The organism is Streptomyces nogalater (genome assembly GCF_039532885.1).
Taxonomy (GTDB): Bacteria; Actinomycetota; Actinomycetes; order Streptomycetales; family Streptomycetaceae; genus Streptomyces; species Streptomyces nogalater.
On the sequence record NZ_BAAASM010000036.1, the window covers coordinates 185,170 to 211,751 of the forward strand.

At 73.8% G+C, this 26,582-nt stretch carries 24 protein-coding genes; 18 read left to right on the forward strand and 6 right to left on the reverse strand.

What is annotated here, in order from left to right:
• Nucleotides 1–84: 84 nt before the first annotated feature.
• Nucleotides 85–1,017: a 5'-3' exonuclease gene (locus ABD350_RS24230; protein ID WP_344350414.1), complete on the reverse strand. Its 933-nt coding sequence runs from the start codon at nucleotides 1,015–1,017 to the stop codon at nucleotides 85–87.
• 217 nt (nucleotides 1,018–1,234) lie between these two features.
• On the opposite strand from ABD350_RS24230, the gene ABD350_RS24235 reads away from it, so the two are divergent.
• From ABD350_RS24235 to ABD350_RS24250, 4 genes are all read left to right on the forward strand, one after another.
• Complete coding sequence (locus ABD350_RS24235) at nucleotides 1,235–2,311, forward strand: quaternary amine ABC transporter ATP-binding protein (protein WP_344350415.1); 1,077 nt, start codon at nucleotides 1,235–1,237, stop codon at nucleotides 2,309–2,311.
• Complete coding sequence (locus ABD350_RS24240) at nucleotides 2,304–4,118, forward strand: ABC transporter permease/substrate binding protein (protein ID WP_344350416.1); 1,815 nt, start codon at nucleotides 2,304–2,306, stop codon at nucleotides 4,116–4,118. The genes ABD350_RS24235 and ABD350_RS24240 overlap by 8 nt, the downstream gene beginning before the upstream one ends.
• A gap of 383 nt (nucleotides 4,119–4,501) precedes the next feature.
• Nucleotides 4,502–5,077: a helix-turn-helix domain-containing protein gene (locus ABD350_RS24245; protein ID WP_344350417.1), complete on the forward strand. Its 576-nt coding sequence runs from the start codon at nucleotides 4,502–4,504 to the stop codon at nucleotides 5,075–5,077.
• 22 nt (nucleotides 5,078–5,099) lie between these two features.
• Nucleotides 5,100–5,822, forward strand: a complete 723-nt coding sequence (locus ABD350_RS24250) for a helical backbone metal receptor (protein WP_344350418.1) — start codon at nucleotides 5,100–5,102, stop codon at nucleotides 5,820–5,822.
• On the opposite strand, the gene ABD350_RS24255 is transcribed toward ABD350_RS24250, so the two are convergent.
• Nucleotides 5,734–6,879 (reverse strand): TDT family transporter, encoded by a 1,146-nt coding sequence (locus tag ABD350_RS24255; protein ID WP_344350419.1) that lies wholly within the window; start codon nucleotides 6,877–6,879, stop codon nucleotides 5,734–5,736. The genes ABD350_RS24250 and ABD350_RS24255 overlap by 89 nt on opposite strands.
• 70 nt (nucleotides 6,880–6,949) lie before the next feature.
• Between ABD350_RS24255 and ABD350_RS24260 the strand changes: the two genes are divergently transcribed.
• Nucleotides 6,950–7,873: a LysR family transcriptional regulator gene (locus ABD350_RS24260; protein WP_344350420.1), complete on the forward strand. Its 924-nt coding sequence runs from the start codon at nucleotides 6,950–6,952 to the stop codon at nucleotides 7,871–7,873.
• Nucleotides 7,874–7,983: 110 nt separating this feature from the next.
• Here the strand turns inward: ABD350_RS24260 and ABD350_RS24265 are convergent, their stop codons facing one another.
• Nucleotides 7,984–8,670, reverse strand: a complete 687-nt coding sequence (locus ABD350_RS24265; protein ID WP_344350421.1) for a gamma-glutamyl-gamma-aminobutyrate hydrolase family protein — start codon at nucleotides 8,668–8,670, stop codon at nucleotides 7,984–7,986.
• 118 nt (nucleotides 8,671–8,788) lie between these two features.
• On the reverse strand, nucleotides 8,789–9,526 hold the full coding sequence (locus ABD350_RS24270; protein WP_344350422.1) for a FadR/GntR family transcriptional regulator: 738 nt from the start codon (nucleotides 9,524–9,526) through the stop codon (nucleotides 8,789–8,791).
• 96 nt (nucleotides 9,527–9,622) lie between these two features.
• Between ABD350_RS24270 and ABD350_RS24275 the strand changes: the two genes are divergently transcribed.
• Genes ABD350_RS24275 through ABD350_RS24285 form a run of 3 tightly spaced genes read left to right on the forward strand, consistent with a single transcriptional unit; the run spans nucleotide 9,623 to nucleotide 13,145 of the window.
• Nucleotides 9,623–10,981 (forward strand): glutamine synthetase family protein, encoded by a 1,359-nt coding sequence (locus tag ABD350_RS24275; RefSeq protein WP_344350423.1) that lies wholly within the window; start codon nucleotides 9,623–9,625, stop codon nucleotides 10,979–10,981.
• Nucleotides 10,982–10,992: 11 nt separating this feature from the next.
• Nucleotides 10,993–12,366: an aldehyde dehydrogenase family protein gene (locus ABD350_RS24280; protein ID WP_344350424.1), complete on the forward strand. Its 1,374-nt coding sequence runs from the start codon at nucleotides 10,993–10,995 to the stop codon at nucleotides 12,364–12,366.
• On the forward strand, nucleotides 12,363–13,145 hold the full coding sequence (locus tag ABD350_RS24285; RefSeq protein WP_344350425.1) for a 3-oxoacyl-ACP reductase: 783 nt from the start codon (nucleotides 12,363–12,365) through the stop codon (nucleotides 13,143–13,145). The genes ABD350_RS24280 and ABD350_RS24285 overlap by 4 nt, the downstream gene beginning before the upstream one ends.
• Before the next feature lie 6 nt (nucleotides 13,146–13,151).
• Here ABD350_RS24285 and ABD350_RS24290 read toward each other — a convergent pair whose 3' ends face one another.
• On the reverse strand, nucleotides 13,152–14,354 hold the full coding sequence (locus ABD350_RS24290; protein WP_344350426.1) for an amino acid deaminase/aldolase: 1,203 nt from the start codon (nucleotides 14,352–14,354) through the stop codon (nucleotides 13,152–13,154).
• A gap of 1,069 nt (nucleotides 14,355–15,423) precedes the next feature.
• Here ABD350_RS24290 and ABD350_RS24295 point away from each other — a divergent pair.
• The 3 genes from ABD350_RS24295 (at nucleotide 15,424) to ABD350_RS24305 (ending at nucleotide 18,290) form a co-directional block, all read left to right on the forward strand.
• Nucleotides 15,424–16,221 (forward strand): hypothetical protein, encoded by a 798-nt coding sequence (locus tag ABD350_RS24295; protein WP_382466705.1) that lies wholly within the window; start codon nucleotides 15,424–15,426, stop codon nucleotides 16,219–16,221.
• Nucleotides 16,218–17,399, forward strand: a complete 1,182-nt coding sequence (gene mycP / locus ABD350_RS24300) for a type VII secretion-associated serine protease mycosin (protein ID WP_344350428.1) — start codon at nucleotides 16,218–16,220, stop codon at nucleotides 17,397–17,399. Before ABD350_RS24295 ends, mycP begins: the two co-directional genes overlap by 4 nt.
• Nucleotides 17,400–17,558: 159 nt before the next feature.
• Nucleotides 17,559–18,290, forward strand: coding sequence for an SseB family protein (locus ABD350_RS24305; protein ID WP_344350429.1), 732 nt, complete (start codon nucleotides 17,559–17,561; stop codon nucleotides 18,288–18,290).
• A gap of 25 nt (nucleotides 18,291–18,315) precedes the next feature.
• Here the strand turns inward: ABD350_RS24305 and ABD350_RS24310 are convergent, their stop codons facing one another.
• Nucleotides 18,316–18,672, reverse strand: a complete 357-nt coding sequence (locus ABD350_RS24310) for a DUF1844 domain-containing protein (protein ID WP_344350430.1) — start codon at nucleotides 18,670–18,672, stop codon at nucleotides 18,316–18,318.
• A 400-nt stretch (nucleotides 18,673–19,072) separates the two neighbouring features.
• Between ABD350_RS24310 and infC the strand changes: the two genes are divergently transcribed.
• From infC to pheT, 7 genes are all read left to right on the forward strand, one after another.
• On the forward strand, nucleotides 19,073–19,711 hold the full coding sequence (infC, locus tag ABD350_RS24315; protein ID WP_078637498.1) for a translation initiation factor IF-3: 639 nt from the start codon (nucleotides 19,073–19,075) through the stop codon (nucleotides 19,709–19,711).
• 125 nt (nucleotides 19,712–19,836) lie between these two features.
• Nucleotides 19,837–20,031 (forward strand): 50S ribosomal protein L35, encoded by a 195-nt coding sequence (rpmI, locus tag ABD350_RS24320; protein WP_004933563.1) that lies wholly within the window; start codon nucleotides 19,837–19,839, stop codon nucleotides 20,029–20,031.
• Nucleotides 20,032–20,129: 98 nt separating this feature from the next.
• Nucleotides 20,130–20,513, forward strand: a complete 384-nt coding sequence (gene rplT / locus ABD350_RS24325; RefSeq protein ID WP_006141703.1) for a 50S ribosomal protein L20 — start codon at nucleotides 20,130–20,132, stop codon at nucleotides 20,511–20,513.
• 199 nt (nucleotides 20,514–20,712) lie between these two features.
• Nucleotides 20,713–21,576 carry a TrmH family RNA methyltransferase gene (locus ABD350_RS24330; RefSeq protein WP_344350431.1) on the forward strand — a complete coding sequence of 288 codons (864 nt, stop codon included), beginning with the start codon at nucleotides 20,713–20,715 and terminating at the stop codon, nucleotides 21,574–21,576.
• Between the two features lie 50 nt (nucleotides 21,577–21,626).
• Complete coding sequence (locus ABD350_RS24335; RefSeq protein WP_344350432.1) at nucleotides 21,627–22,760, forward strand: sensor histidine kinase; 1,134 nt, start codon at nucleotides 21,627–21,629, stop codon at nucleotides 22,758–22,760.
• 154 nt (nucleotides 22,761–22,914) lie between these two features.
• Nucleotides 22,915–24,036 carry a phenylalanine--tRNA ligase subunit alpha gene (gene pheS / locus ABD350_RS24340; protein WP_344350433.1) on the forward strand — a complete coding sequence of 374 codons (1,122 nt, stop codon included), beginning with the start codon at nucleotides 22,915–22,917 and terminating at the stop codon, nucleotides 24,034–24,036.
• Complete coding sequence (gene pheT / locus ABD350_RS24345; protein WP_344350434.1) at nucleotides 24,036–26,549, forward strand: phenylalanine--tRNA ligase subunit beta; 2,514 nt, start codon at nucleotides 24,036–24,038, stop codon at nucleotides 26,547–26,549. Before pheS ends, pheT begins: the two co-directional genes overlap by 1 nt.
• Nucleotides 26,550–26,582: the final 33 nt, after the last annotated feature.

A 26,582-nucleotide genomic window follows, 5' to 3' on the forward strand; every position in this document is an offset into this window, starting at 1 on the left:
CCGGAATCTTTCGTTCGGCGCCCACCGGACCGGCCCGTCGACCGGCCCGTCAACGGCCCCTCAGCGGCCCGTCGACCGGCCCCGTCAGCCCCCGGCTCGGCTCGCCAGTGTGGTCAGCAGGCGCTCCAGCGAGCCGCCGAGCCCCCACCGGCGCGCCAGCCCGGCCAGCGCCGCCGGATCGCGCGGGGCGTCCGGCAGGGCCGTGCCGACCTCCGGCAGCGGCACGTCGTCGGCCACCCGCACCACCTTGGGCGCGACCGCCAGATACGGCCGGGCCTCGGTCAGCCGCTTGCGCTGCGACGGCGTCAGCTTCGCCCCCGGATCGTCGACCGCCGCCATGATCCCGGCCAGATCGCCGAACTCGGCGAGCAGCTTGGCGGCCGTCTTCTCGCCGATCCCGGCCACGCCCGGCAGGCCGTCGCTGGGGTCGCCGCGCAGCAGAGCCAGGTCCGCGTACCCGCGCCCGTCGACGCCATACTTCTCGCGCAGGACCGCCTCGTCGGTCACCTGGAGCGTGCCGACGCCCTTGAGCGGATACAGCACCCGGACCCGGCGCTCGTCGTCCACCAGCTGGTACAGGTCGCGGTCGCCGGTGACGATGTCGACCGGGCCCCGGGCCCGTGCGGTGAACGTGCCGATCACGTCGTCCGCCTCGTACCGGGCGACGCCCACGCGCGCGATGCCGATCGCGTCCAGTACCTCCTCGATCACCGGCACCTGCGGGGCGAGGGTGTCCGGCACCTCCTCCGCGTCCGGCGCGCCGGTGTGCTCCTCGGCGACCCGGTGCGCCTTGTAGGTGGGGATGAGGTCCACCCGCCACCGCGGGCGCCAGTCGGCGTCCATGCAGGCCACCAGGTGGTCCGGCCGGTGGTCCTTGACCAGCCGGTCGATGAAGTCCAGCAGCCCGCGCACCGCGTTGACGGGCGTGCCGTCCGGTGCGCGCACCGAGTCCGGGACGCCGAAGTAGGCGCGGAAGTAGAGCGAGGCGGTGTCGAGGAGCATGAGTCGTCCGGTCACGCACGCATCATGCCGCACGGCACCGACAGCGCCCCGTCATGTCCTGCCGCACGGCACCGACAGCGCCTTGTCATGCCGCACGGCACCGACCGGGCCCCGCACAGCGGGAACGCGTTGCGTGACGCGCACTGTCGTGAACCCGGCCACTTGCGAGTTTGCCCCGGCTTGACCTGGGGAGGCGCGGCCTCTGTCCTGTCCCCGGAGACGAGAGGTGCGCGTGTCACCCAGGCTTGAGGCGGAACATCTGTTCAAGGTGTTCGGAAGACGACCCGACGACGCGGTGGAGCGGCTGCGGCGCGGTGCCGACCGGGCGGAGCTGCGCGCGGACGGCGCGACGGCCGCCGTGATCGACGCCTCCTTCCGCGTCGAGGCCGGCGAGATCTTCGTCGTGATGGGACTGTCGGGCTCCGGCAAGTCCACCCTGCTGCGCATGCTCAACGGGCTGCTGGAGCCGACCGCGGGCAGCGTGCGCTTCGACGGGCAGGACCTGACCGTGCTCGGCGACCGGGCGCTGCGCGAACTGCGCTCGAAGAAGATCAGCATGGTCTTCCAGCACTTCGCGCTGTTCCCGCACCGCAGTGTCCGCGACAACGCCGCCTATGGCCTGGAAGTGCAGGGCGTGCCCCGCGCCGAGCGCGAGCGCCGCGCCGACGAGGCGCTCGCCCTGTGCGGCCTGGCCGGCTGGGAGGCCTCCTGGCCCGACGAGCTGTCCGGCGGCATGCAGCAGCGCGTCGGGCTCGCCCGCGCCCTCGCCACCGACGCGGACCTGCTGCTGATGGACGAGTCCTTCAGCGCCCTGGACCCGCTGATCCGCCGCGACATGCAGGACCAGCTGCTTCAGCTGCAGAAGACGCTGAAGAAGACGATCGTCTTCATCACCCACGACCTCAACGAGGCCATGCGGCTCGGTGACCGCGTCGCCGTCATGCGGGACGGCCGCATCGTGCAGACCGGCACCGCCGAGGACATCCTGCTGCGCCCCGCGAACGACTACGTGGCCTCCTTCATCCAGGACGTGGACCGCTCGCGGGTGCTGACGGCGGGCGCGCTCATGGACACCTCGGTGACCTCCGACGGGCCGCTGTGCGGCTGCGAGACCGCGACCCGCGAGACGCCGTTCGCCGAGCTGTGCGCGATCAGCGCCCGGCTGCCCCACCGGGTGTCGGTGGTGGACGGGGCGGGCCGGGTCGTCGGGGTGGTGCCGCGGCAGCGGCTGCTCGGCTTCCTCGGCGACGAGACGGCCGCTCCCGCGGCCTGCGACAACCCCGAGGGGAAGGTGATCAGCCATGCCTAGGATCCACCTCGGCGACTGGGTCGACTCCGGCGTGGACTGGCTGGTCGCCCACCTCTCCTGGCTGTTCGACGCCGTCAAGGCCGTCATGGAGGGCATGTACGACGGCATCGACACCGTGCTCGCCGCGCCCCAGCCGCTGCTGATGGCCGGCATCCTCGCCGTCGTCGCCTGGTGGCTGCGCGGACTGCTCGCCGGGGCCCTCGCCTTCGCCGGGTTCGCCCTGGTCGACTCGCTCGACCTGTGGGACCGGGCCATGTCCACCCTCGCCCTGGTCCTGGTGGCGACCGTGATCGCCCTGGTGATCTCCCTCCCGCTGGGCATCTGGGCCGCCCGCTCCAAGGCGGTCAGCGCCGCCGTACGGCCGGTCCTGGACCTGCTGCAGACGATGCCCTCGATGGTGCTGCTGATCCCGGCCATGCTCTTCTTCGGGCTGGGCACCGCCGCCGGTGTCGTCGCCACCCTGATCTTCGCGCTCGCCCCGGGCGTCCGCATGACCGAGCTGGGCATCCGCCAGGTCGACGCCGAGCTGGTCGAGGCCGCCGAGGCGTTCGGCACCACCCCGCGCGACATCCTGTGGCGGGTGCAGCTGCCGCTGGCCCTGCCGACCATCATGGCCGGCGTCAACCAGGTGATCATGCTGGGCCTGTCCATGGTCGTCATCGCCGGCATGGTCGGCACCGGCGGCCTCGGCGGCGCCGTCAACGAGGCCATCGGCCAGCTCGACATCGGTTACGGCTTCGAGGCGGGCGTCGGCATCGTCGTCCTCGCCATCTACCTGGACCGGGTCACCGGCGCGCTCGGCACCCAGCTCTCCCCGCTCGGCCGCAGGGCCGCCGCGAAGGCACCCGCGCGCGCGTGGTCGTACCGCCCGCGCCCGGCCGTCGCGCTGGCCGGGGTGGTCGTCCTCGCCCTCGTCGCGGGCGGACTCGGTGTCTTCGGTCCCTCCGCCGGCACCTCCGAGGCCTCGGGTACGGACGTCGGCAAGGGCCAAGAGATCCGGATCGGCTACATCCCCTGGGACGAGGGCATCGCCTCCACCTTCCTGTGGAAGGAGATCCTCCAGGAGCGCGGTTTCAAGGTGAGCACGACCCAGTACGCGGCCGGCCCGCTCTACACCGGTCTCGCCACCGGCCAGCTCGACTTCCAGACCGACGCCTGGCTGCCCACCACACACGCGGAGTACTGGACGAAGTACGGCAAGCAGCTGGACGACCTGGGCAAGTGGTACGGCCCCACGTCCCTGGAGCTGTCCGTGCCCTCCTATGTCAAGGACGTGAACTCCCTGGCGGACCTCAAGGAGCACGCCTCCGAGTTCGGCGGGAAGATCATCGGTATCGAGCCCAGCGCGGGCATGATGAGCCTGCTGAAGAGGAAGGTGCTGAAGGAGTACGGCCTGGAGGGCGCCTACGACGTGGTCGACGGCTCCACCCCGGCCATGCTCGCCGAGCTGAAGCGCGCCTACGCCCGGCACCAGCCGGTCCTCGTCACCCTGTGGTCGCCGCACTGGGCGTACAGCGACTACGACCTGAAGAAGCTCAAGGACCCCGAGGGCGCCTGGGGCGAGGGCGACGGCGTGCACACCCTCGCCCGCAAGGGCTTCGCCGCCGACAACCCGCTGGTCGGCCGGTGGCTGAAGGACTTCTCCATGACCGAGGAGCAGCTGACCGGCCTGGAGGCACGGATCCAGAAGGCCGGCAAGGGCAAGGAGCAGGACGCCGTCCGCGGCTGGCTGCGCGACCACCCGGGCCTGGTCGACAAGTGGGCCCCGGTCGCCAAGGACGGCACCCACAGCGAGGCGGCCGGGTGACCTGACCGGCCCGGACCGCCTGGTGAGGGGCGGGTGCCGCCGGACGCGGAACAGCGTCCGGTGCCGCCCGCCCCTCACGCTGTTCGGGCCATGACACACTTCAGGCCAATCACCCCGGGTGACGACCTCTGGCCCGGGCCCCGGGCCGGGCCCGGCTGGTCGGCGCCTTCATCCGCCCGGAGCACCGCCCCCGGGGCCCGCCCGTACCCCATGACACTGGCGCGAACAGTAAGGGTGGGGGATCAGGGAGGTGTCGGGGATGTGACAGGCACGTGAAACGGTTTGCCGAACATGCGTAGGGTGCAGAGAAGTCATCAGAAGAGGGGCGCCCCGTAAGGGGCACCCGGACAGCGGTACGACGAGTGAGGGAGGGAGCCGGAGCGATGGGCGACCACAAAGAGCAGCAGCCCGTGCGGGTGGGCGCGGCCGTCCGGCGGCGCCGCCGCGCGCTGGAACTGACCCTCGCCGTCGTGGCCGAGCGCAGCGGCCTGTCGGTGCCCTTCCTCAGCCAGGTGGAGAACGACCGGGCCCGCCCGAGCAGCACCTCCCTGGAGAAGCTGGCGGACGCCCTGCGCACCACGGCCGTCGAACTCCTCGCCGCCGCCGACCCGGCGGCCAGCGTGGACGTGGTGCGGGCCGAGCCGGTCGCCGAGGGCGACTTCGACCCGCGCACGCGCGCCCTGGTGCGCGGCCACCACCAGCTGCACGCCTCGGAGTTCACCGGCGACCACGACGCCGGCCGCGAGCTCCAGCACCGCAACGACGAGCTGATGTACGTCGCCGACGGCGCGGTGGAGATCGAGGCGGAGGGCCGCGCCTACCGGCTGGGCCGGGGCGACACCCTGTATCTGACCGGCGGTGTCCGGCATCGCTGGCGGGCCACGGTCCCGGACACCCGGATCATCGTGGTCGCGGTCGCCGAGCACATCGAGGCCGTCCAGCACAGATCCCACCGCTGAGCGGCGGGCGGAAGGCGGCGCCGTGACACGGGTGGTCTCCCTGGTCCCGTCCCTGACCGAGGCCGTCGCGGTGACGCTGCCCGGCGTCCTCGTCGGCGCCACCGACTGGTGCACCCACCCGGCGGACCTGGACGTCGCCCGGATCGGCGGCACGAAGAACCCCCGGGTGGACCGGATCGTCTCCCTCGCACCGGACCTGGTGATCGCCAACGAGGAGGAGAACCGCGCCGCCGACCTCGACGCCCTGCGGGCGGCCGGCATCGAGGTGCTGGTCACCGAGGTGCGCGGCGTGCCGCAGGCCTTCACCGAGCTGGACCGGGTGCTCACCGCGTGCGGCGCCCCGGACCGGCCCGGCTGGCTGGACGCGGCGGAGGAGGCCTGGGCGGCCCTGCCCGAGCCCGCGCACCGCAGGACGGCGGTCGTGCCCGTCTGGCGCCGGCCCTGGATGGTCCTCGGCCGGGACACCTTCGCGGGTGACGTCCTGGCCCGCCTCGGCGTGGACCACCTCTACGCCGGCCACCCCGACCGCTATCCGCGCGTCCCCGTGGCCGAGCTGCGCGCGGCGGGCCCCGACCTGGTCGTCCTGCCCGACGAGCCCTACCGCTTCACCGCCGACGACGGCCCCGAGGCCTTTGGGGGCCTGCCCTGCGCCCTGGTCAGCGGACGGCACCTGACGTGGTACGGCCCGTCGCTGACGCGAGCACCACGGGTGCTGGCCGAGGCCCTGCGAGCAGCTCGCCGCTGAGCAGGCCGCGCACGGTGCCGCGGGCCGCCGCGAGCCAGGCCGCCACCAGGACGGCGTACAGACCGAGGGCCAGCGCCTCGTACGCCGCCAGGCCGGTGTGCCGGGCCTGGGCGGCCGCGCCGGTGACACAGGTGCCCACCGGGAAGGTGAACGCCCACCAGGTCAGCGTGAACCCCATGCCGTGCCGTCGGGCCCGCACCACGTGCGCGGTCGCCAGCGCCAGCCAGAGCAGCGCGAACCCCATCACGGGCACGCCGTACAGCACGGCGAAGACCGCCAGGCCCCGGTCGTAGGGGGCCGGTACGACCCCGGGCGCGGCGTCCGCGATCATCCCGGTGGCGGTCGCAGACTGCCCGAGCGGGCCGAGCACCAGGAACAGGGTCGGGGTGAGCGCGAGCGGCAGCGGCCCGGAGGTGATCAGCCGGGCGAACACCAGCGGCAGCATCAGCAGCACGGCCAGCAGGCTCAGCCCGAACAGCGCCAGGCACGCCAGCAGCAGGGTCTCCCGGGGCTGCCCCGGCGGCAGGTGCGGCACCAGCAGCGGGCCGGCCGAGGCGGACACCATGGGCGCGACCAGCGGCAGCAGCCACACCGGGCTGGCCTGGCCGGGCTCGACCCGATGCCGTACGGCCATCAGGTACGGCACGGCGACGGCGGCCGCGAGCCCGGCCGCCGTACCCGCGGTGTACAGCACGGTGTCCAGGGCGACGGCCGCGCGGATGCCGATCAGGTCCCGGCCGGTGGTCAGGGCGCCGCCGCCCACCGACAGCAGCGCCATCGCCAGGCAGGCGTGGAAGGGAGCCATGGCCGGATCGAGGAGGTGAGCGCGGGCCTGGTCGCGATGGCGGACCCAGTGCGCGGCACGGGCGGCCAGCAGGATCACCAGCAGCAGCAGCGACAGCGCCCACACCGCCGTGAAGACCTCGCGCGGCCCGTTCGCAGGCGCGGGCAGCGCGGCACCGGCCGAGCCGACGATGGCGGTGCCCATCACGGAGGCGTACCAGTTGGGGCCGAGGTGTCTAACGCGGGACGTACGGGGCCGGACTGCGGTGATCATGCGCCCACGATGTCCCACCGGTTCGCTCCTGACCAGGGAGTTCCTGTCTATGAGGGCATAAGCTGGTTTTATGAGCAGGGCGGAGGGACAGCAGGAACGCAGCGCGTCTTTGGCGCACCGGGTGCCGGACCTGGCCGCGCTGGAGCTGCTGCTCGCGGTGGCACGGCTGGGCAGTCTGGGCGCGGCGGCCCGCGAGGTCGGCATCACCCAGCCGGCCGCGAGCAGCCGGCTGCGCTCCATGGAACGGCAGCTGGGCGTGGCCCTCGTCGACCGCTCCCCGCGCGGCTCCCGGCTCACCGACGCGGGTGCCCTGGTCACGGACTGGGCCCGCCGGGTGGTGGAGGCGGCGGCGGCCTTCGACGCGGGGGCGCGGGCGCTCAGGGACCGGCGCGACTCCCGGCTCCGGGTCGCGGCCAGCATGACCATCGCCGAGTACCTGCTGCCCGGCTGGCTGCTCGCCCTGCACGCGGAGCGGCCCGACACGGCCGTGTCGCTGCTCGCGGGCAACTCCGCGAAGGTCGCGGAGCTGCTGCTGGCCGGGGATGCGGACCTCGGGTTCGTGGAGGGGCTGGATGTGCCGACCGGCCTGGACTCCACGGTCATCGCCCATGACCGGCTGATCGTCGTCACCGCGCCCGGCCACCCGTGGGCCCGGCGCCGGCGGCCCCTGACGGCGGCGGAGCTGGCCTCCACCCCGCTGATCCTCCGGGAGCGCGGCTCCGGCACCCGCCAGGTCCTGGACGCGGCGCTCGGCGGCCTGGCCCGCCCCCTGATCGAACTGTCCTCGACCACGGCGGTCAAGGCCTCCGCGGTCAGCGGCGCGGGCCCCTCCGTCCTCAGCGAACTGGCGGTGGGCGAGGAACTGTCCCTGCGCCGTCTGGTCAGCATCCCCGTGGAGGGCGTCCCCCTGCGCCGGGCCCTGCGAGCGGTCTGGCCCACCGGCCACCGCCCCACGGGACCGGCTAGGGAACTCTTGTCCCTGACCCGCGGCTGAGCCCCCAAAGGGGCGCGGGGAACCGCGCGCTCGGCCGCGGACCACCCGCGCCCGGCACCGGCCCCCACCCCACGCCACCCGCGTGCCGAGGGCGTCGCCGCCGGCCCGGCTCAGGAAGCGGCCGCGACCAGGGCACGCATGATCCGCGGATCGTCGCCCTGCTCGGGGTGCCACTGCACGCCGAGCACCCAGCCCCGGTCCGCGGGCAGCTCCACGGCCTCCACGGTGCCGTCCGCCGCGTAGGCCGAGGGCACCAGCCCGGCGCCGAGCCGCTCCACCGCCTGGTGGTGGTACGTCGGCACGGTCACCTCCTCCGGGACGATCCCGCCGTACAGCGTCCCCGGTACCGGCTTCACCGGGTGCCCGCCGAACGCGCCGACCGTCTCCGCGTGTCCGTCCAGGTGCTGCACCAGCGTGCCGCCCAAGGCGACGTTCAGCAGCTGCATGCCCCGGCAGATGCCGAGCAGCGGCACGCCGGCCGCCAGCGCGGCCTCGATCAGCGCCAGCTCCCAGGCGTCCCGCTCCGTCGCGGGCGGCCCGGTGCGCGGGGAGCGCTCGGCGCCGTACCGGGCCGGGTCGACGTCCGGGCCGCCCGCGACGACCAGCGCGTCCAGCGGGGCGATGGCCGTAGCGGCCCGCTCCGGCGCGTCCGGCGGCAGCAGCAACGCCAGCCCGCCGGCCCGCTGGACCACCCGCGGATACGCGGCCGGCAGCAGCACCGCCTCCAGCTCCCACCCCCGCCAGCGCGTGCCGGACTCCAGATACGTGCTGACGCCGATCAGCGGCCGTGCCGTCATGCTGCCCTCCCGGGAACCCAGCGATCCTCGTCCCACCGTGCTGGTTCGCGGCGCTCCCTTCAAGACCACCACCCGAGCATCCCCCAAAGGTAGCGAGTCGAACCTTTGTGCAGCCGGATCAGGCCAGGAAGCCCCGCAGCAGCGCCGCCGTGCCCGCGCAGTGCTCGCGCATCATCTCCCGGGCCCCGTCCGCGTCCCCCTCCAGCACCGCCTCCACCAGCGCGGTGTGCTGCCGCTGGGAGTGCTCCAGGTTGCGCACCAGCAGCGGGATGCAGTCCAGCAGGTCGTTCACCGTGGCCCGGACCGCCGCGTACCGCTCGGCCAGCGACGGCGAGCCGCACAGCTCGGCCAGCGTCAGGTGCAGCAGCGTGTCCGCCCGCCGGTAGCCGGCGAGCGGGACCGCGTACGTGCGCTCCAGCGCCTCCCGCAGCCGCCGCGCGCGCTCCCCGGCCAGCCCGTGCGCCGCGCACAGCCCGGCCGCGCCCACCTCCAGCACCTCCCGGAAGCGCAGCACGTCCTCGATGTCGACCCCGGCCACCCGGCGCCGCAGCTCGTCCTCGCCGCCGGCGTCCGGACGCGGCAGCACGAACGTGCCGCCGTACCGCCCGCGCCGCGCCTCGACCAGCCCCTGGTCCTGGAGCACCTTCAGCACCTCGCGCAGCGTCACCCGGCTGATCCCGAGCCGCTCCGCCAGCTCCCGCTCGGCCGGCAGCCGCCCGCCGTCCGGCACCAGGCCCAGCCGGACGACCTGGAGGATCTGCTCCAGCGCCTCCTCGAAGCCGTTGCCCGCCCGGACCGGCCGCAGCACCGCGGCGAGCCGGTCCTCCGGCGTGTCCAGGCCCGCCTTTCCCGCCATCCGCCGTGCCCCCTTCCCAACCAATGGTTCCCGGCAATACCTTATGGCTCCCGGCTCGGCCGAGAAAGCGCCGTTGGCGCCGAAGGAGGCTCTCCCGTGGCAGACCGCACACCCCCGCTCGGCGTCGAGGAACTGCACGCCCTCGTCGCCGGCGGCGACATCGACACGGTCGTCCTGGCCTTCCCCGACATGCAGGGGCGGCTCCAGGGCAAGCGGTTCGCCGCCCGCTTCTTCCTCGACGAGGTCCTCCACCACGGCACCGAGGGCTGCGACTACCTCCTCGCGGTCGACCCCGAGATGAACACCGTCGACGGCTACGCGATGTCCTCCTGGGAGCGCGGCTACGGCGACTTCGCCATGCGCCCCGACCCCGCCACCCTGCGCCGCGTCCCCTGGCACCCCGGCACCGCCCTGCTCCTGGCCGACCTCGCCTGGCACGACGGCACCCCGGTCGCCGTCGCGCCCCGCCAGATCCTGCGCCGCCAGCTGGAGCGGCTCGCCGCCTACGGCTACACCGCCCAGGTCGGCACCGAGCTGGAGTTCATCGTCTTCAAGGACAGCTACGAGGCGGCCTGGGACGCGGGCTACCGCGGCCTGACCCCCGCCAACCAGTACAACGTCGACTACTCCATCCTCGGCACCGGCCGCGTCGAACCCCTGCTGCGCCGGCTGCGCAACGACATGGCCGGCGCCGGCCTCACCGTGGAGTCCGCCAAGGGCGAGTGCAACCCCGGCCAGCACGAGATCGCCTTCCGCTACGCCGAGGCCCTGCGCACCTGCGACCAGCACGCCCTGTACAAGACCGGCGCCAAGGAGATCGCCGCCCAGGAGGGCGTCTCGATCACCTTCATGGCCAAGTACAACGAACGCGAGGGCAACTCCTGCCACATCCACCTCTCCCTCGCCGACGCCGACGGCCGCAACGCGATGGCCGGCCCCGACGGCATGTCCGACGTGATGCGGCACTTCCTCGCCGGACAGCTCGCCGCCCTGCGCGACTTCTGCCTGCTGTACGCCCCCAACATCAACTCCTACAAGCGGTTCCAGCCCGGCTCCTTCGCGCCCACCGCCGTCGCCTGGGGCCACGACAACCGCACCTGCGCCCTGCGCGTGGTCGGCCACGGCCGCTCCCTGCGCTTCGAGAACCGCCTCCCCGGCGGGGACGTCAACCCCCACCTCGCCGTCGCCGGACTGGTCGCGGCCGGCCTGTACGGCATCGAGCACGAACTCGAACTGCCCGAACCCTGCCCCGGAAACGCCTACACCGCCGGGTTCGAGCACGTCCCCACCACCCTCCGGGAGGCCGCCGGACTGTGGGAGGACAGCCCGATCGCCAAGGCCGCCTTCGGGGACGAGGTGGTCGCGCACTACCGCAACATGGCGCGCGTCGAGCTGGACGCCTTCGACGCCGCGGTCACCGACTGGGAGCTGCGCCGCTCCTTCGAACGCCTGTGAAAGGTCACCACGTGTCCGACCCGAACGAGCTGACCGTCCTGAACCCCGCCACCGAGGAGACCGTCGCCACCGTTGCCGCCGCCAGCGAGGAGGACGTCGTCGCGGCCGTCGCACGGGCCGTACGGGCCCAGCGGACCTGGGCCGCCCTCGCCCCCGCCGACCGGGCCCGGCTGCTGCGCCGCTTCGCGGACGTGGTCGACGCCCACACCGAGGAGCTCGCCCGGCTGGAGGTCCGCGAGGCCGGCCACACCCTCGGCAACGCCCGCTGGGAGGCCGGCAACGCCCGCGACCTGCTCCTGTACGCGGCCGGCGGCGCCGAACGCCTGCTCGGCCGCCAGATCCCGGCACCCGGCGGCTGGGACGTCACCTTCCACGAACCCCTGGGCGTGATCGGGGTGATCGCCCCCTGGAACTTCCCCATGCCGATCGCCGCCTGGGGCTCCTTCCCGGCGCTCGCCGCGGGCAACACGGTCGTCCTCAAGCCCGCCGAGGCCACGCCGCTCACCGCGCTCCGCCTCGCCGAACTGGCCCTTAAGGCGGGCCTGCCCGAACACGTCCTCCAGGTGCTGCCCGGCTACGGCACCACCGCCGGCCGCGCCCTGGTGGACCACCCGGACGTCGCCAAGATCGTGTTCACCGGCTCCACCCGCACCGGCCGCGAGGTCATGGAACGCTGCGCCCGGCTGGTCAAACCGGTCACCCTCGAACTCGGCGGCAAGAGCCCCAACGTCGTCTTCGCCGACGCCGACCTCACCGCCGCCCTCGACCCCTTCTCCTTCCTCGACAACTCCGGCCAGGACTGCTGCGCCCGCACCCGCATCCTGATCCAGCAGACCGTGCTGGAAGAGGCCAGGGAACTGCTCGCCGAGGCGCTGGCCGCGGTGGTCGTCGGCGACCCGGCCGACGAGAAGACCCAGATGGGCCCGCTGATCTCGGCACGGCAGCGGGAGCGCGTACGGTCCTACGTCCCCGACGGCGCCCCGGCCCTGCGCGGCAGCGCCCCCGACGGCCCCGGCTTCTGGTTCCCGCCGACCGTGCTCACCGGGGAGCGGCACGACAGCCGGGCGGCCCGCGAGGAGATCTTCGGACCCGTGGCCGTCCTGCTGCCCTTCACCGACGAGCAGGACGCCGTCCGCCTCGCCAACGACACCCCCTACGGCCTGTCCGGCTCGGTCTGGACCCGGGACGTGGGCCGTGCCCTGCGCGTCTCCCAGGCCGTCCGCGCGGGCAACCTGTCCGTGAACTCCCACTCCAGCGTCCGCTACTGGACCCCGTTCGGCGGCTTCAAGCACTCCGGGCTCGGCCGCGAACTCGGCCCCGACGCCCTGACCGCCTTCACCGAGACCAAGAACGTCTTCATCAGCACGGAGGGCCCCGCACAGTGACCGACAACAGTGTCTGCCGCCGCCTGACCGGCCGTACCGCCGTCGTGACCGGAGCCGGCAGCGGCATCGGCCTCGCCACCGCCCGCCGCCTCGCCTCCGAGGGCGCCCACGTGGTCTGCGCGGACGTGGACGAGGTACGCGGCAAGGCCGCCGCCGACGAGGTGGGCGGACTCTTCGTCAGGACCGACGTCACCGACCCCGAGCAGGTCGAGGCGCTGTTCAAGACGGCGTACGACACCTACGGCAGCGTCGACGTCGCCTTCAACAACGCCGGCATCTCCCCGCCCGACGACGACTCCATCCTGGAGACCGGCCTGGAGGCCTGGAAACGCGTCCAGGAGGTCAACCTCACCTCCGTGTACCTGTGCTGCAAGGCCGCCATCCCCTATATGCGGCGCCAGGGCAAGGGCTCCATCATCAACACCGCGTCCTTCGTGGCCCGGATGGGCGCGGCCACCAGCCAGATCTCGTACACCGCGTCCAAGGGCGGAGTCCTCGCCATGTCCCGTGAACTCGGCGTGCAGTTCGCCCGGGAGGGCATCCGGGTCAACGCCCTGTGCCCCGGCCCGGTCAACACCCCGCTCCTGCGGGAGCTGTTCGCCAAGGACCCCGAGCGCGCCGCGCGCCGCCTGGTGCACATCCCCGCCGGCCGGTTCGCCGAGGCCGAGGAGATCGCCGCCGCCGTCGCCTTCCTCGCCAGCGACGACTCCTCCTTCGTCAACGCCACCGACTTCCTGGTGGACGGCGGCCTCACCGGCGCCTACGTCACCCCCCTGTAGGACGTCTCACAGGAAGGCGCGCCCCTCACCCCGGTAGGTCGGCACGGTCGCGGTCACCGCGTCCCCCTCGATCAGGTGCAGCGCCTCGAACCGCTCGCACAGCTCGCCCGCCTTGGCGTGCCGGAACCACACCTTGTCACCGATGAGCAGGTCGTCGGCGGGCGAGCCGAGCAGCGGGGTCTGCACCTCCCCGGCGCCCTCCTGCGGGTCGTACCGCAGCCCCTCGGGCAGATACGGCACCGGCAGCCGGTCGGGCCCGGCGGCACCGGAGGCCGGGTAACCGCCGCCGAGCACCGTGACGACACCGACACCGGGCCGCCGGACCACCGGCTGCGCGAACAGGGCGGCCGGACGGCCCGTGAACGAGGTGTAGTTGTCGAACAGGCGCGGCACGTACAGCCCCGAACCGGCGGCTATCTCGGTGACCGCGTCCTCGGCGGCGGTGTGCTGCACACTGCCGGTGCCGCCGCCGTTCACGAACTCCAGGTCCGGGGCGACGGCCCGTACCGCCCGCACGACCGCCGCCCGCCGCTCGGCCAGCTCCCGCCGGGCGGCGGCCTGCATCAGCCGGATCGCCCGGGACCGCACCGGCCGGCCCGCGACCGCGTCCCCGACACCGGCGACATGCCCCTCGTACGCCATGATCCCCACCAGCCGGAAGCCCGGCCGCCGGGCCACCGAGCGGGCCAGCTCGGCGAGTCGGGCGGGGGAGTGCAGCGGCGAGCGCCGGGCGCCGATCCGCACCCGGCCGCCCAGCAGCCGTAGCGAGGTGTCCAACTCCAGGCACACCCGCACGACTTCGCGCCCGCCGTCGCGGGCGGCGTCGATGAGGTCCAGGTGCGCCGGATCGTCGACCATCACGGTGACGGCACCGGCGAGCTTCGGATCGGCGGCCAGCTCGGCGAAGTGCGCCCGGTCGGCGGACGGATAGGCCAGCAGCACGTCCTCGAACCCCGACCGCGCCAGCCACAGCGACTCGGCCAGGGTGAACGACATGACGCCCCGGAAGCCGTCCTTGGCCAGGACCCGCTCCAGCAGGGCCCGGCAGCGCACCGACTTGCTGGCGACCCGCACGGGCTTGCCCCCGGCCCGGCGCAGCAGGTCGTCCGCGTTGGCGTCGAACGCGTCCAGGTCGACGATCGCGAGGGGGGCGTCGAGATGGGCGGTGGCCCGGTCGTAACGGGCCCGGGCGGCGGCAGGCGCAGTCATGGCGGAAGCCTGCCAGAGAGGATTACCGCAGGGTAGGGGGACGTTCCGGGCAGATGCCCCGGGCACGTGGACCGGTTCCGTCCCGGCCCCCGACAAGCCGTAGAGTAACGCGCACGTGCGACGGACCGCGCCCGGCGGCCCCAGGTGAACCGGGATGCCCGTCCGGCCGTACGGGTATGCGTGCCCGGAAGGAACCTGCGCACCGGGCGGACGGCGGACGGCCCGCGTACGAAGGAAACGGCCCTGGGCACGAGGAAACGGGGGGTGCATGAGCACGGAAGCGCGGCACACCCCCGTACCGCCCCGCCCTTCGGCTCCGCCGCCCCCCGGGAGCACCGACACGGCCCGCTTCGACGGCGCCGCCATCGAGCCGGCGGCCGGTACGATCCCGCGCCCCTCGATGCCCACGGCCCCTCAGCCGGCCGACGACCCCGACGACGAACCGTCGGTTTTCACCCCGCGCGCCGTACGACCCCCGCGTCCCCCGGCGGTACCCGAGGTCCCCGATCCGGTGAGCCCGCCTCCGCCGCCCGCGTCCGCCCGCTTTCCCGACGCGCCGCCGAGCGCGGGGGCCGGTGCGGGGCGTGCCGGCGGCGGACCCCAGGGGCCGGGCGAGCGGCCCGCGGTGAGGTCCGGCGCCCGGCCCGGCGCTCGGTCCGGCCCCGCGGCGACTCCCGCGCACACGCCCGCGGGAACGGCCGGGGGGAGCGCCTCGCGGGTCGCTCCCGGGACCGTTGCCGCGCCTGCCGCGCCTGCCGTACAGCCGGCACCGGTGGCGGGGACCGGGTCACGGCCCGGCGACGACCAGGCGTCCCGGCGGGGGACACCCCGGCAGACGGCCCCGGCCGAGTCGGCGTCGGAGACGACCAGGCGGCTGCGTCCGGTTCCGCCCGCCCCCGGTGGCGGGCCTGCCACCGGCGTCGCGTCTGCCCCCGGTGATGGACCGGTGCCCGGCCGACCGGTGACCGGTGTGCGGGCCGGGAGTCCGCCGGCGGGCGGGGCACCGGCAGGCCCCGGCAGGCCCGGCCCGGACCGCTCCTGGCGTACCGGTCCGGCCGGCCGGCCCCGCGTGTCGTTGGCGGAACCCGAGCTGCCCGGCGCGCGCACGCGCCCCCGGGTGGGCCCGCGCACCGCCGCTGCCGCCACCTGCCTCGTCCTCGGCCTCGGCCTCGTCGGCGGGGCCGCCGCCGGCAGCTGGCTCACCGGGGACGGCGACGACGCCGCCGCCCGCACCGCGTACAGCGCCGCCGGCGGTCTCTGGCACAGCGTGCCCGTGGACCAGCTCTTCCCGCCCACCGTCCAGGGCACCGGCGCCGGCCCCGGCGGAGCCGACCGCACCTGGACCCGTATCGCCGTGGCCCCGGACGGCGGCTGCGCCCACGCCTTCGACCCGCTGCTGGCCCGGGCCCTGGCCCCGGCCGGCTGCCGACGGCTGCTGCGCGCCACCTACACCGACGCCACCCAGAGCCATGTCACCACCGTCGGCCTGCTGTTCACCGACGCCGACCCCGCCGCCATGGCCGCGCTCGCCGCCCGCTTCCGCGAGGAGCGCCTGGACCGGCGCCCCGACCTGATGCCCCGGCCGTACGCCGCCGCCGGCACGGCCGCCGCCGGCTTCGGCGACCGGCAGCGGGCCTCCTGGACCCTCTCCGTCCTCACCGACGCCCCCGTGGTGGCGTACGCCGTCTCCGGGTGGGCCGACGGCCGTATCGTCGACGCGCCCCAGCCCGCCGCCGACGCCGTCCGGACCGGCGCCGCCACCGCCCCGGCCCAGGCCGGCCTCGGCAACGAGGCCAAGGGCCTGGCCGACCGCATCGAACGGCGGCTGCGCAAGACCATCGGCACGGCCACGGAGAAGTCCGCATGACCCGATCGACCGGCGGCCGCCGCAGGGCCCTCGCCGCCGTGGCGAGCCTGCTGCTCACCGCCTCCCTCGCCCTGCTGCCCGCCGCCTCGGCCCACGCCGACGGCCTGCGCGCCCGGCAGTGGGCCCTGACCGCGCTCCACCTGGAGGAGGCCTGGCAGACCACCGAGGGCCGGGGCGTCACCGTCGCCGTCCTGGACACCGGCGTGGAGTCCGGCCACCCGGACCTCGCCGGGAACGTGCTGCCCGGCAAGGACATGATCGGCTTCGGCGCCGGGCCCGGCGAACGCCTGTGGGCCCGGCACGGCACCGCCATGGCCGGCATCATCGCCGGGCACGGCCACGGCCCCGGCAACGCCGACGGCGTCCTGGGTGTGGCCCCGGAGGCGAAGATCCTGCCGGTCCGCGTGATCCTGGAGGACGGCGATCCCGCCCGTGCCAAGGCCCGCACCACCCGCGGCACCGCCCTGGCCGACGGCATCCGCTGGGCCGCCGACCACGGCGCCGACGTCATCAACCTCTCCCTCGGCGACGACTCCAGCTCCGCCCATCCCGAACCCGGCGAGGACGAGGCCGTGCAGTACGCCCTGGGCAAAGGCGTGGTCGTCGTCGCCTCCGCGGGCAACGGCGGAGACAAGGGCGACCACGTCTCCTACCCGGCCGCCTACCCGGGCGTCATCGCCGTCACCGCCGTGGACGAGTACGGCACCCGCGCCGCCTTCTCCACCCGCCGCTGGTACGCGGCGGTCAGCGCGCCCGGCGTCGACGTCGTCATCGCCGACCCCGACCACAAGTACTACGCGGGCTGGGGCACGAGCGCGGCCTCCGCCTTCGTCTCCGGAGCGGCGGCCCTGATCCGGTCGGCCCACCCCGGCCTCGCCCCGGCCCAGATCAAGAAGCTGCTGGAGGACACCGCGCGGGACGCCCCGGCCGGCGGCCGGGACGACTCCCGGGGCTTCGGCATGATCGACCCGGCGGCGGCACTGAAGGCCGCCGCCCGTCTCCAGCCGCGACGCCTGCACGCCGCGTCGTACGGCGAGAAGTACTTCGGCCCCGGCCCGGACACCCCCGAGGCCGCCGAAGGCACCGCCGGCTGGGCGGCTCCGCTCGCCGGCGGCGTGGGCGCGGTCCTCCTGGTGGCCGGGGTGGTCCTCTGGCGCGGCCGCGGCCGCCGGCTCTGAGCCCCGCTGCCCGGCGACGTACCCCGGCCCCCGGGTAGCGCACCGAAGCGCCCGGCAGCGAGCCGGGCACCGACGAAGACCCGCACCGCGGCCCGGCGGCCCCCGCCCCGCGCAGCCCGGGGCCCTTGGCCCGGTCGCCCCCCTATAGGGTCGGTGACCGTGGCGAACAAGAACATTCCCGACCCCGGCTTCTCCGACGACGACGGCTCCGCCGACCCCCGGCTGAGCGCCGCGCTCGCCGCCTGGGCCGAGGACCGCGGTGCCCTCGGGCCCGTCCTGGAGGCGCTCAAGGGCGCCCGCCTGCTGGTCCCCGTCGTCGCCGTGCTCGGCGAGGTGGAGGAGGACGAGAACGGGCTGCGCCGCGAGAAGACCAGCGACATGGCCGTACCCACGCTGAAGGCCGGCGACCGCACCGCGCTGCCCGCCTTCACCTCCACCGACTCCCTGGCCCGCTGGGACCCCGCGGCCCGCCCGGTCGCCGTACCCCTGCACCAGGCGCTCCAGGCCGCCGCGCACGAGAAGGCCGACACGGTCGTGCTGGACCTCGCCGGACCGGTGCCGTTCGAGCTGACCGGCCCGGCGCTGCTCGCCCTCGCCGAGGGGCGCACCAGCACCGACCCGCTCGCCGACCCGGCCGTGGTGGCGGCCGTCCGTACGGCGGTGGCGGCGGAGCCCGCCGTGCTGCGCGCCCACCTCGGCCCCGGGCGGGCCGACGGCACCCTCGCCCTCGTCCTCGACCCGGCCGCGCCGCCCGCCGAGGCCGCCCGCGCGGTCGCCGGACGGCTCGCCGCCGACGAAACACTGCGGGCCCGCCTGGTGCGCGGCCTCGACCTGGCGCTGCTGCCGGCCGGGACCACGCCTCCGGGCGAGCCCTTGTACGTGAAGGAATGAGACCGTACGCGAGGTACGGGGAGGGTCAGCCGTAGACCGGGCCGGTGTACTTCTCGCCCGGCCCCTGGCCCGGCTCGTCCGGGACGATCGACGCCTCGCGGAACGCCAGCTGGAGCGACTTCAGGCCGTCGCGCAGCGGGGCCGCGTGGAAGGAGCTGATCTCGGTCGCGCTCGCGTCCAGCAGACCGGCGAGCGCGGTGATCAGCTTGCGGGCCTCGTCCAGGTCCTTGTACTTCTCGCCCTCCTCGCTCAGCCCGAGCTTCACGGCGGCGGCGCTCATCAGGTTGACGGCGACCGTCACGATCACCTCGACGGCGGGGACCTCGGCGATGTCCCGGGTCATCGCGTCGAAGTCGGGGGACTCAGGAGGGGTGTCACTCATGCCCCACACGATAGGCCCCGCCGGGCGCGCCCCGGCCCGCGGGAGTCCGCCCCGCACGGCCCGTGCGCACGGTTTGGCACCCTCTGTGTCAACCCTGTAGTCTGGGGGAAACGACCGGCCGGACACCTGCGTGTTCGGCCCACAAGTGGAGGCTCCGATCTCCCACCTGGTCCGTCCTCCGGGACGGCGGGTCCGGTCAGGTGACCGCCATCGTTCCGTACGGGCGATGGAGTCGCCCGAAAGCGCGCCCCGCGACATCGCGGCGGTGCTCCGGATGTATAGGAGCCCCGCATGTGATCGTCCGGGGCATTTTTGCTGCTTCGGCGCGGTTAGGTCTAACGAATACAGACGTTACGCGGCTGTCCGCCAGACCGTCGCGTGGTGCTACCGAGGAGGATCCATCAGCGCCGAGCCCCGCATCAACGACCGGATTCGCGTTCCCGAGGTGCGACTTGTCGGTCCCAGTGGCGAGCAGGTCGGCATCGTGCCGCTCGCGAAGGCACTGGAGCTTGCGCAGGAGTACGACCTGGACCTGGTCGAGGTCGCGGCGAACGCCCGTCCGCCCGTGTGCAAGCTCATGGACTACGGGAAGTTCAAGTACGAGTCGGCCATGAAGGCCCGTGAGGCGCGCAAGAACCAGGCGCACACGGTCATCAAGGAGATGAAGCTCCGGCCGAAGATCGACCCGCACGACTATGACACCAAGAAGGGTCACGTCGTCCGGTTCCTCAAGCAGGGCGACAAGGTCAAGATCACGATCATGTTCCGTGGCCGTGAGCAGTCCCGCCCCGAGCTGGGCTACCGACTGCTGCAGCGGCTCGCGGAGGACGTCCAGGACCTCGGTTTCGTGGAGTCGAACCCGAAGCAGGACGGCCGAAACATGATCATGGTCCTCGGTCCGCACAAGAAGAAGACCGAGGCGATGGCCGAGGCCCGTCAGGCGCAGGAGGCCCGCAAGGCCGAAGCGAAGGCGAACCCCGGCAAGTCGCAGAACCCTGCCGAGGCCGAGGCGCCTTCCGAGGAGCCGGCCGAGGCGTGATCCCCGGGGGACGTACGTCCCTGTAGGTCCCCGAGGATGTAACCGAAAGAAGAGAGCGACGCTCCACCGTGCCCGGTTTTCACGACCGGGCACCGGAGCGCCACCGACGAGGAGATAACGGCGCTATGCCGAAGAACAAGTCGCACAGCGGTGCCAGCAAGCGCTTCAAGGTCACCGGCTCCGGCAAGGTGCTCCGCGAGCGCGCCGGCAAGCGCCACCTGCTTGAGCACAAGTCGTCCCGCGTCACGCGTCGCCTCACCGGCAACGCCGAGATGGCCCCGGGCGACGCCGCGAAGATCAAGAAGCTTCTCGGCAAGTGACGCCGCGGCGCCCTGTGAGCGCCGTGCGTCTGGACCGGGACCGAATCGTTTCCGGGTCGTGTGAGGACCCCCACGACCCCGCTACAAGGAGTTAACAAGTGGCACGCGTCAAGCGGGCAGTCAACGCCCACAAGAAGCGCCGGGCGATCCTGGAGCAGGCCTCCGGCTACCGCGGTCAGCGTTCGCGCCTGTACCGCAAGGCCAAGGAGCAGGTCACCCACTCGCTGGTCTACAACTACAACGACCGCAAGAAGCGCAAGGGCGACTTCCGTCAGCTGTGGATCCAGCGCATCAACGCCGCTGCCCGCGCCAACGGCATCACCTACAACCGCTTCATCCAGGGTCTGAAGGCCGCGAACGTCGAGGTCGACCGCAAGATCCTGGCCGAGCTGGCCGTGAACGACGCGAACGCCTTCGCGGCGCTCGTCGAGGTCGCCCAGAAGGCGCTGCCGTCGGACGTCAACGCGCCCAAGGCCGCGTGACGCCGCGCCGGCTTTAGCCGACGCTCACTTCGGGACCCGCAGGCTGCATAGCTTGCGGGTCCTGTTGTTGGGGCCTCCAGGCAGTCGTCCGGCTGCCGGCCGGTGGGGGCTTGTCGCGCAGTTCCCCGCGCTCCTTACGGGGCGCCGCGGCCACCCCGCGTGGAAAGACGAGAGAACTCATCCGAAGGTGAAGAACAACATGCCCCCCGTCAGCCCCGAGCTGATCTCCCCCCGGTCCGCGCGTGTCTCTGCTGCCCGGCGGCTTGCCAAGCGGAACTTCCGGGGCAAGGACCGGCTGTTCCTCGCGGAGGGGCCGCAGGCGGTGCGGGAGGGTGCCGGGCACCGGGGTGCCGACGGGAGCGCGACGCTCGTGGAGCTGTTCGCCACCGTCGAGGCCGCCGAGCGGTACGCCGACATCGTGGGGGAGGCGCGCGACGCCGGCGCCCGGGTGCACCTGGCCTCCGAGGAGGTCATCGCCGAGATCTCCACCACCGTCACCCCGCAGGGCCTGGTCGGGGTCTGCCGGTTCCTGGACACCCCCTTCGAGGAGATCCTCGCCGCCCGGCCCAGGCTGGTCGCGGTCCTCGCCCACGTACGCGACCCCGGCAACGCCGGCACCGTGCTGCGCTGCGCCGACGCCGCCGGCGCGGAGGCCGTGATCCTCACCGACGCCTCCGTGGACCTGTACAACCCCAAGGCCGTCCGGGCCTCCGTCGGCTCCCACTTCCATCTGCCCGTCGCCGTCGGCGTCCCCGTCGAGCGGGCCGTGGCCGGTCTGCAGGAGGCCGGGGTGCGGATCCTCGCCGCCGACGGGGCCGGCGACCGCGACCTGGACGAGGAACTGGACAAGGGCACCATGGGCGGACCCACCGCCTGGGTGTTCGGCAACGAGGCCTGGGGGCTGCCCGAGGAGACCCGCGCCCTCGCCGACGCCGTCGTACGCGTGCCCATCCACGGCAAGGCCGAGAGCCTGAACCTCGCCACGGCCGCCGCCGTATGCCTGTACGCGTCGGCCCGTGCACAGCGCGCCTCCGGAGGGTGCCGCTCCGTCACCGAGAGCTAGTAGGGTGACCAGCGCGGGGCCCTGCGCCGTCTGAGAGGTGGGGTACGGGGATGAGTGTGGCCGGCACGAGCACCGCGCCGGAGGGACGGGACGAACGGGACACACCCGTGCCCGGCCCGGGCGGCAACCGGGGCCTCGACCCGGAGCAGCTGCCCGACGGCCTCGTCGTCGCCGACGAAAAAGGCCGCGTGACCTGCTTCAACGCCGCCGCCGCGCGCATCACCGGGGTACCGCCCGCCGGCGCCCTCGGACAGCCGCTGGAGAAGGCGCTGCCATTAGAGGACCTGGAGGGGCGCCGCTGGTGGCAGCTCACCGACCCCTACGGCGGACTCGCCATCCGGGCCCGGCAGCCCGAGCGCAACCTGCTGCTGCCGGGCGGCCGGGAGGTCCTGGTCACCGTCCGCTACGTACGCGACGAACCGCTGGGGCCGGTGCGGTCCGTGGTCGTCTCCCTCCGGGACACCGAGGCCCGCCGCCGCACCGAGCGCAGCCACGCCGAGCTGATCGCCACCGTCGCCCATGAGCTGCGCTCCCCGCTGACCTCGGTGAAGGGCTTCACCGCCACCCTGCTCGCCAAATGGGAACGCTTCACCGACGACCAGAAACGGCTCATGCTGGAGACCGTCGACGCCGACGCCGACCGGGTCACCCGGCTCATCGCCGAACTGCTGGACATCTCCCGCATCGACTCCGGGCGCCTGGAGGTCCGCCGCCAGCCCGTCGACATAGGAGCCGCCGTCTCCCGGCACATCCAGGCCTATGTGGCGGCCGGCCAGCCCGCCGAGCGGTTCCTGCTGCGCATCGAACAGCCGCTGCCCGCCCTGTGGGCCGACCCCGACAAGATCGACCAGGTGCTCAGCAACCTCATCGAAAATGCCGTGCGGCACGGCGAGGGAACCGTCACCATCGATGTCACGCCCTCGGCGTCCCCGCGCGAGGGCGAGGAAACCGGCACATCGGTCACGGTGAGCGACGAAGGGCCCGGCATCCCGGAGGAGTCCATGAACCGCGTCTTCACCCGCTTCTGGCGGGGCAGCAAGCGTGGCGGCACCGGCCTCGGGCTCTACATCGTCAAGGGCATCGTGGAGGCCCACGGCGGCACCATCACGGTCGGCCGCGCCCCCCGCGGCGGCGCCGAGTTCCGATTTACCCTGCCCGTGGCGGCCCCGGCGTATCTCGCCTGACGGCCCACGGGCTCTCCGCATACCGCCACCCCGTTAGACTCGGCCTTTGGCACCTTTGTGTCCTTCACGGGCCCTCGCGAGTCGGTGACGGGCACCATCCGCCAGGGGGCACCCCCCAGCGTCGGCTGGGGAACAATCGGAAGCACGGGAAGAGATGTCGGCACCCAATAAGTCGTACGACCCTGTCGAGGTCGAGGCGTTGAAACCGGAAGAGATCGAGCGCATGCGGGACGAGGCGCTCGCCGCCTTCGCCGCCGCGGACTCCCTCGACGCGCTCCACGAGGCCAAGGTCGCCCACACCGGCCCCGCCTCCCCGCTGGCCCTCGCCAACCGCGAGATCGGCGCCCTGCCCCCGCACGCCAAGGCCGAGGCCGGCAAGCGCGTCGGTATGGCCCGCGGCGCCGTCAACAAGGGCCTCGCCGCCCGCCAGGCCGAACTGGAGGCCGAGCGCGACGCCCGGGTGCTGGTCGAGGAGGACGTCGACGTCACGCTGCCGTACGACCGCGTCCCGGCCGGCGCCCGCCACCCCCTCACCACGCTCTCGGAGCGCATCGAGGACATCTTCGTGGCCATGGGCTACGAGGTCGCCGAGGGCCCGGAGGCGGAGGCGGAGTGGTTCAACTTCGATTCGCTCAACATCGGCCCGGACCACCCGGCCCGCGGCGAGGCCGACACCTTCTTCGTCCAGGGCCCCGACGGCGACGCCGCCTCCGGTGTGGTGCTGCGCACCCACACCTCGCCCGTGCAGGTCCGCTCGCTGCTCGACCGCGGACTGCCGGTCTATGTGATCTGCCCCGGCCGCGTGTACCGCACCGACGAGCTGGACGCCACCCACACCCCGGTCTTCCACCAGGTCGAGCTGCTCGCCGTGGACGAGGGCCTGACCATGGCCGACCTCAAGGGCACCCTGGACCACATGGTCCAGTCCCTGTTCGGTGAGGGCATGAAGACCCGGCTGCGCCCGAACTTCTTCCCCTTCACCGAGCCGAGCGCCGAGATGGACATGCTCTGCTACGTCTGCAAGGGCGAGTCCGTCGGCAACCCCGACCGGCCCTGCCGCACCTGCTCGTCCGAGGGCTGGATCGAGCTCGGCGGCTGCGGCATGGTCAACCCGCGGGTGCTCACCGCCTGCGGCGTCGACCCGGAGAAGTACAGCGGCTTCGCCTTCGGGTTCGGCATCGAGCGGATGCTGATGTTCCGCCACAACGTCGAAGACATGCGAGACATGGTCGAGGGTGACGTCCGGTTCACCCGGCCGTTCGGGATGGAGATCTGATGCGGGTCCCGCTTTCTTGGCTGCGGGAGTACGTCGACCTGCCGGCGACGGAGACCGGCCGCGACGTCCAGGCCAAGCTCATTTCGGCCGGCCTGGAGGTCGAGACCGTCGAACAGCTCGGCGCCGACCTCAAGGGCCCGCTGGTCGTCGGCCAGGTGCTGACCATCGAGGAGCTGGAGGGCTTCAAGAAGCCGATCCGCTTCTGCACGGTCGACGTCGGCCAGGCCAACGGCACCGGTGAGCCCCAGGAGATCGTCTGCGGCGCCCGCAACTTCGCGGTCGGTGACAAGGTCGTCGTGGTCCTGCCCGGCGCCACCCTTCCCGGCGGCTTCTCCATCGCCGCCCGCAAGACCTACGGCAAGGTCTCGCACGGCATGATCTGCTCCGGCGACGAGCTGGGCATGGGCGACGACGGCACCCACGGCATCATCGTGCTGCCGCCGGAGACCGAGGTCGGCAAGGACGCCGTCGAGCTGCTGGAGCTGGTGGACGAGGTCCTGGACATCGCCGTCACCGCCAACCGCGGCGACTGCCTGTCCATCCGCGGCGTGGCCCGCGAGACCGCCATCGCCTACGGCCTGCCGCTGCGCGACCCGGCCCTGATCGACGTACCGGCCCCGAACGCCTTCGGTTACCCGGTCCAGGTCTCCGAGCCGCACGGCTGCGACCGCTTCACCGCCCGCACGGTCACCGGACTGCGCCCCGAGGCCCGCTCCCCGATCTGGCTCCAGCGCCGGCTGCAGAAGGTCGGCATGCGCCCGGTCTCGCTCGCCGTGGACATCGCGAACTACGTGATGATGGAGCTGGGCCAGCCGCTGCACACCTACGACCGGAAGCTGATCCAGGGCACCATCGGCGTGCGCCGGGCCGAGGAGGGCGAGAAGCTCGTCACCCTCGACGGCGTCGAGCGCACCCTGCACGCCGAGGACCTGGTCATCACCGACGAGCGCGGCCCGATCGGGCTCGCCGGCGTGATGGGCGGCGCCAACACCGAGATCGCCGATCACGAGGACGCGGAGAGCGCGACGACCGAGGTGGTCATCGAGGCCGCCCACTTCGACGCCGTCTCCATCGCCCGTACGGCCCGCCGGCACAAGCTGCTGTCCGAGGCGTCCCGCCGCTTCGAGCGCGGCGTCGACCCGCAGGCGGCGGCCGCCGCCGCGCAGCGCACCGTGGACCTGCTGGTCCTGCTCGCGGGCGGCACGGCGGAGGCCGGCGTCACCGAGGTCATCGCGCCCTCGGCACCGCACACCATCACCCTCCCGGCCGACCACCCGGACAAGGTCGCGGGCGTCACCTACGGCCGCGAGACGGTCGTCCGCCGCCTCCAGGAGGTCGGCTGCGACGTCTACGGACAGGACGAGCTGATCGTCACCGTCCCGTCCTGGCGGCCCGACCTGGCCGACCCCAACGACCTCGCCGAGGAGGTCATCCGCCTGGAGGGCTACGAGAACCTGCCCTCCACGCTGCCCAAGCCGCCCTCCGGCCGGGGCCTGACCCACCGGCAGCGGCTGCACCGTCGGGCCGGCCGCGCGCTGGCCGGCGCCGGGTACGTCGAGGCGCCGAACTACCCCTTCGTCAGCGAGCAGGTCTTCGACCAGCTCCAGCTGGCGGCCGACGACCCGGCCCGCCGGGTCGTCAAGCTGGTCAACCCGCTCAGCGACGAGGAGCCCGCGCTGCGCACCACGCTGCTGCCGGGCCTGCTCGGCGCCCTGCGGCGCAACGTGGGCCGGGGCTCGCACGACCTGGCGCTGTTCGAGACCGGGCTGGTCTTCCACCCGCGCGAGGTAAACCGTGCCGCCGCGCACCTGCCCGTCGACCGGCGTCCCACCGACGAGGAGATCGCCGCGCTGAACGCCGCGCTGCCCGAGCAGCCGCGGCACGCGGCCGTCGTCCTGGCCGGCGCGCGCGAGCAGGCCGGCTGGTGGGGCAAGGGCCGCCCGGCGGACTGGGCCGACGCCGTGGAGGCGGCACGCACCCTCGCCGGCGAGGCCGGCGCGGAGCTGGTCGTGCGCAAGGGCCAGTACGGTCCCTGGCACCCCGGCCGGTGCGCCGAGCTGGTGGTCGTCGCCGACGGCACCGAGAAGGCCGTCGGCCACGCGGGCGAGCTGCACCCGCGGGTCCTGAAGGCCCTGGGCCTGCCCGAGCGCACCTGCGCGATGGAGCTGGACCTGGACGCGCTGGAGGCGGCGGGCAACGGCGTGCCGCAGGCTCCGGGCATCTCCACGTTCCCGGTCGCCACGCAGGACGTCGCCCTCGTCGTGGACAAGCCGGTACCGGCCGCCGAGGTCGAGGCCGCGCTGCGCGAAGGCGCGGGCGAACTGCTGGAGTCCATCCGGCTGTTCGACGTGTACGAGAACGCGGAGCAGCTGGGCGAGGGCCGCAAGTCGCTCGCGTACGCGCTGCGGTTCCGGGCGGGCGACCGGACGCTGACCGTGGACGAGGCGTCGGCGGCGCGGGACGCGGCGGTCGCCCTCGCGGGCGAGCGGACGGGAGCGGTGCTGCGCGGCTGAGCGCCGCCTCCCCCATCCAAGCCGCATAAATCC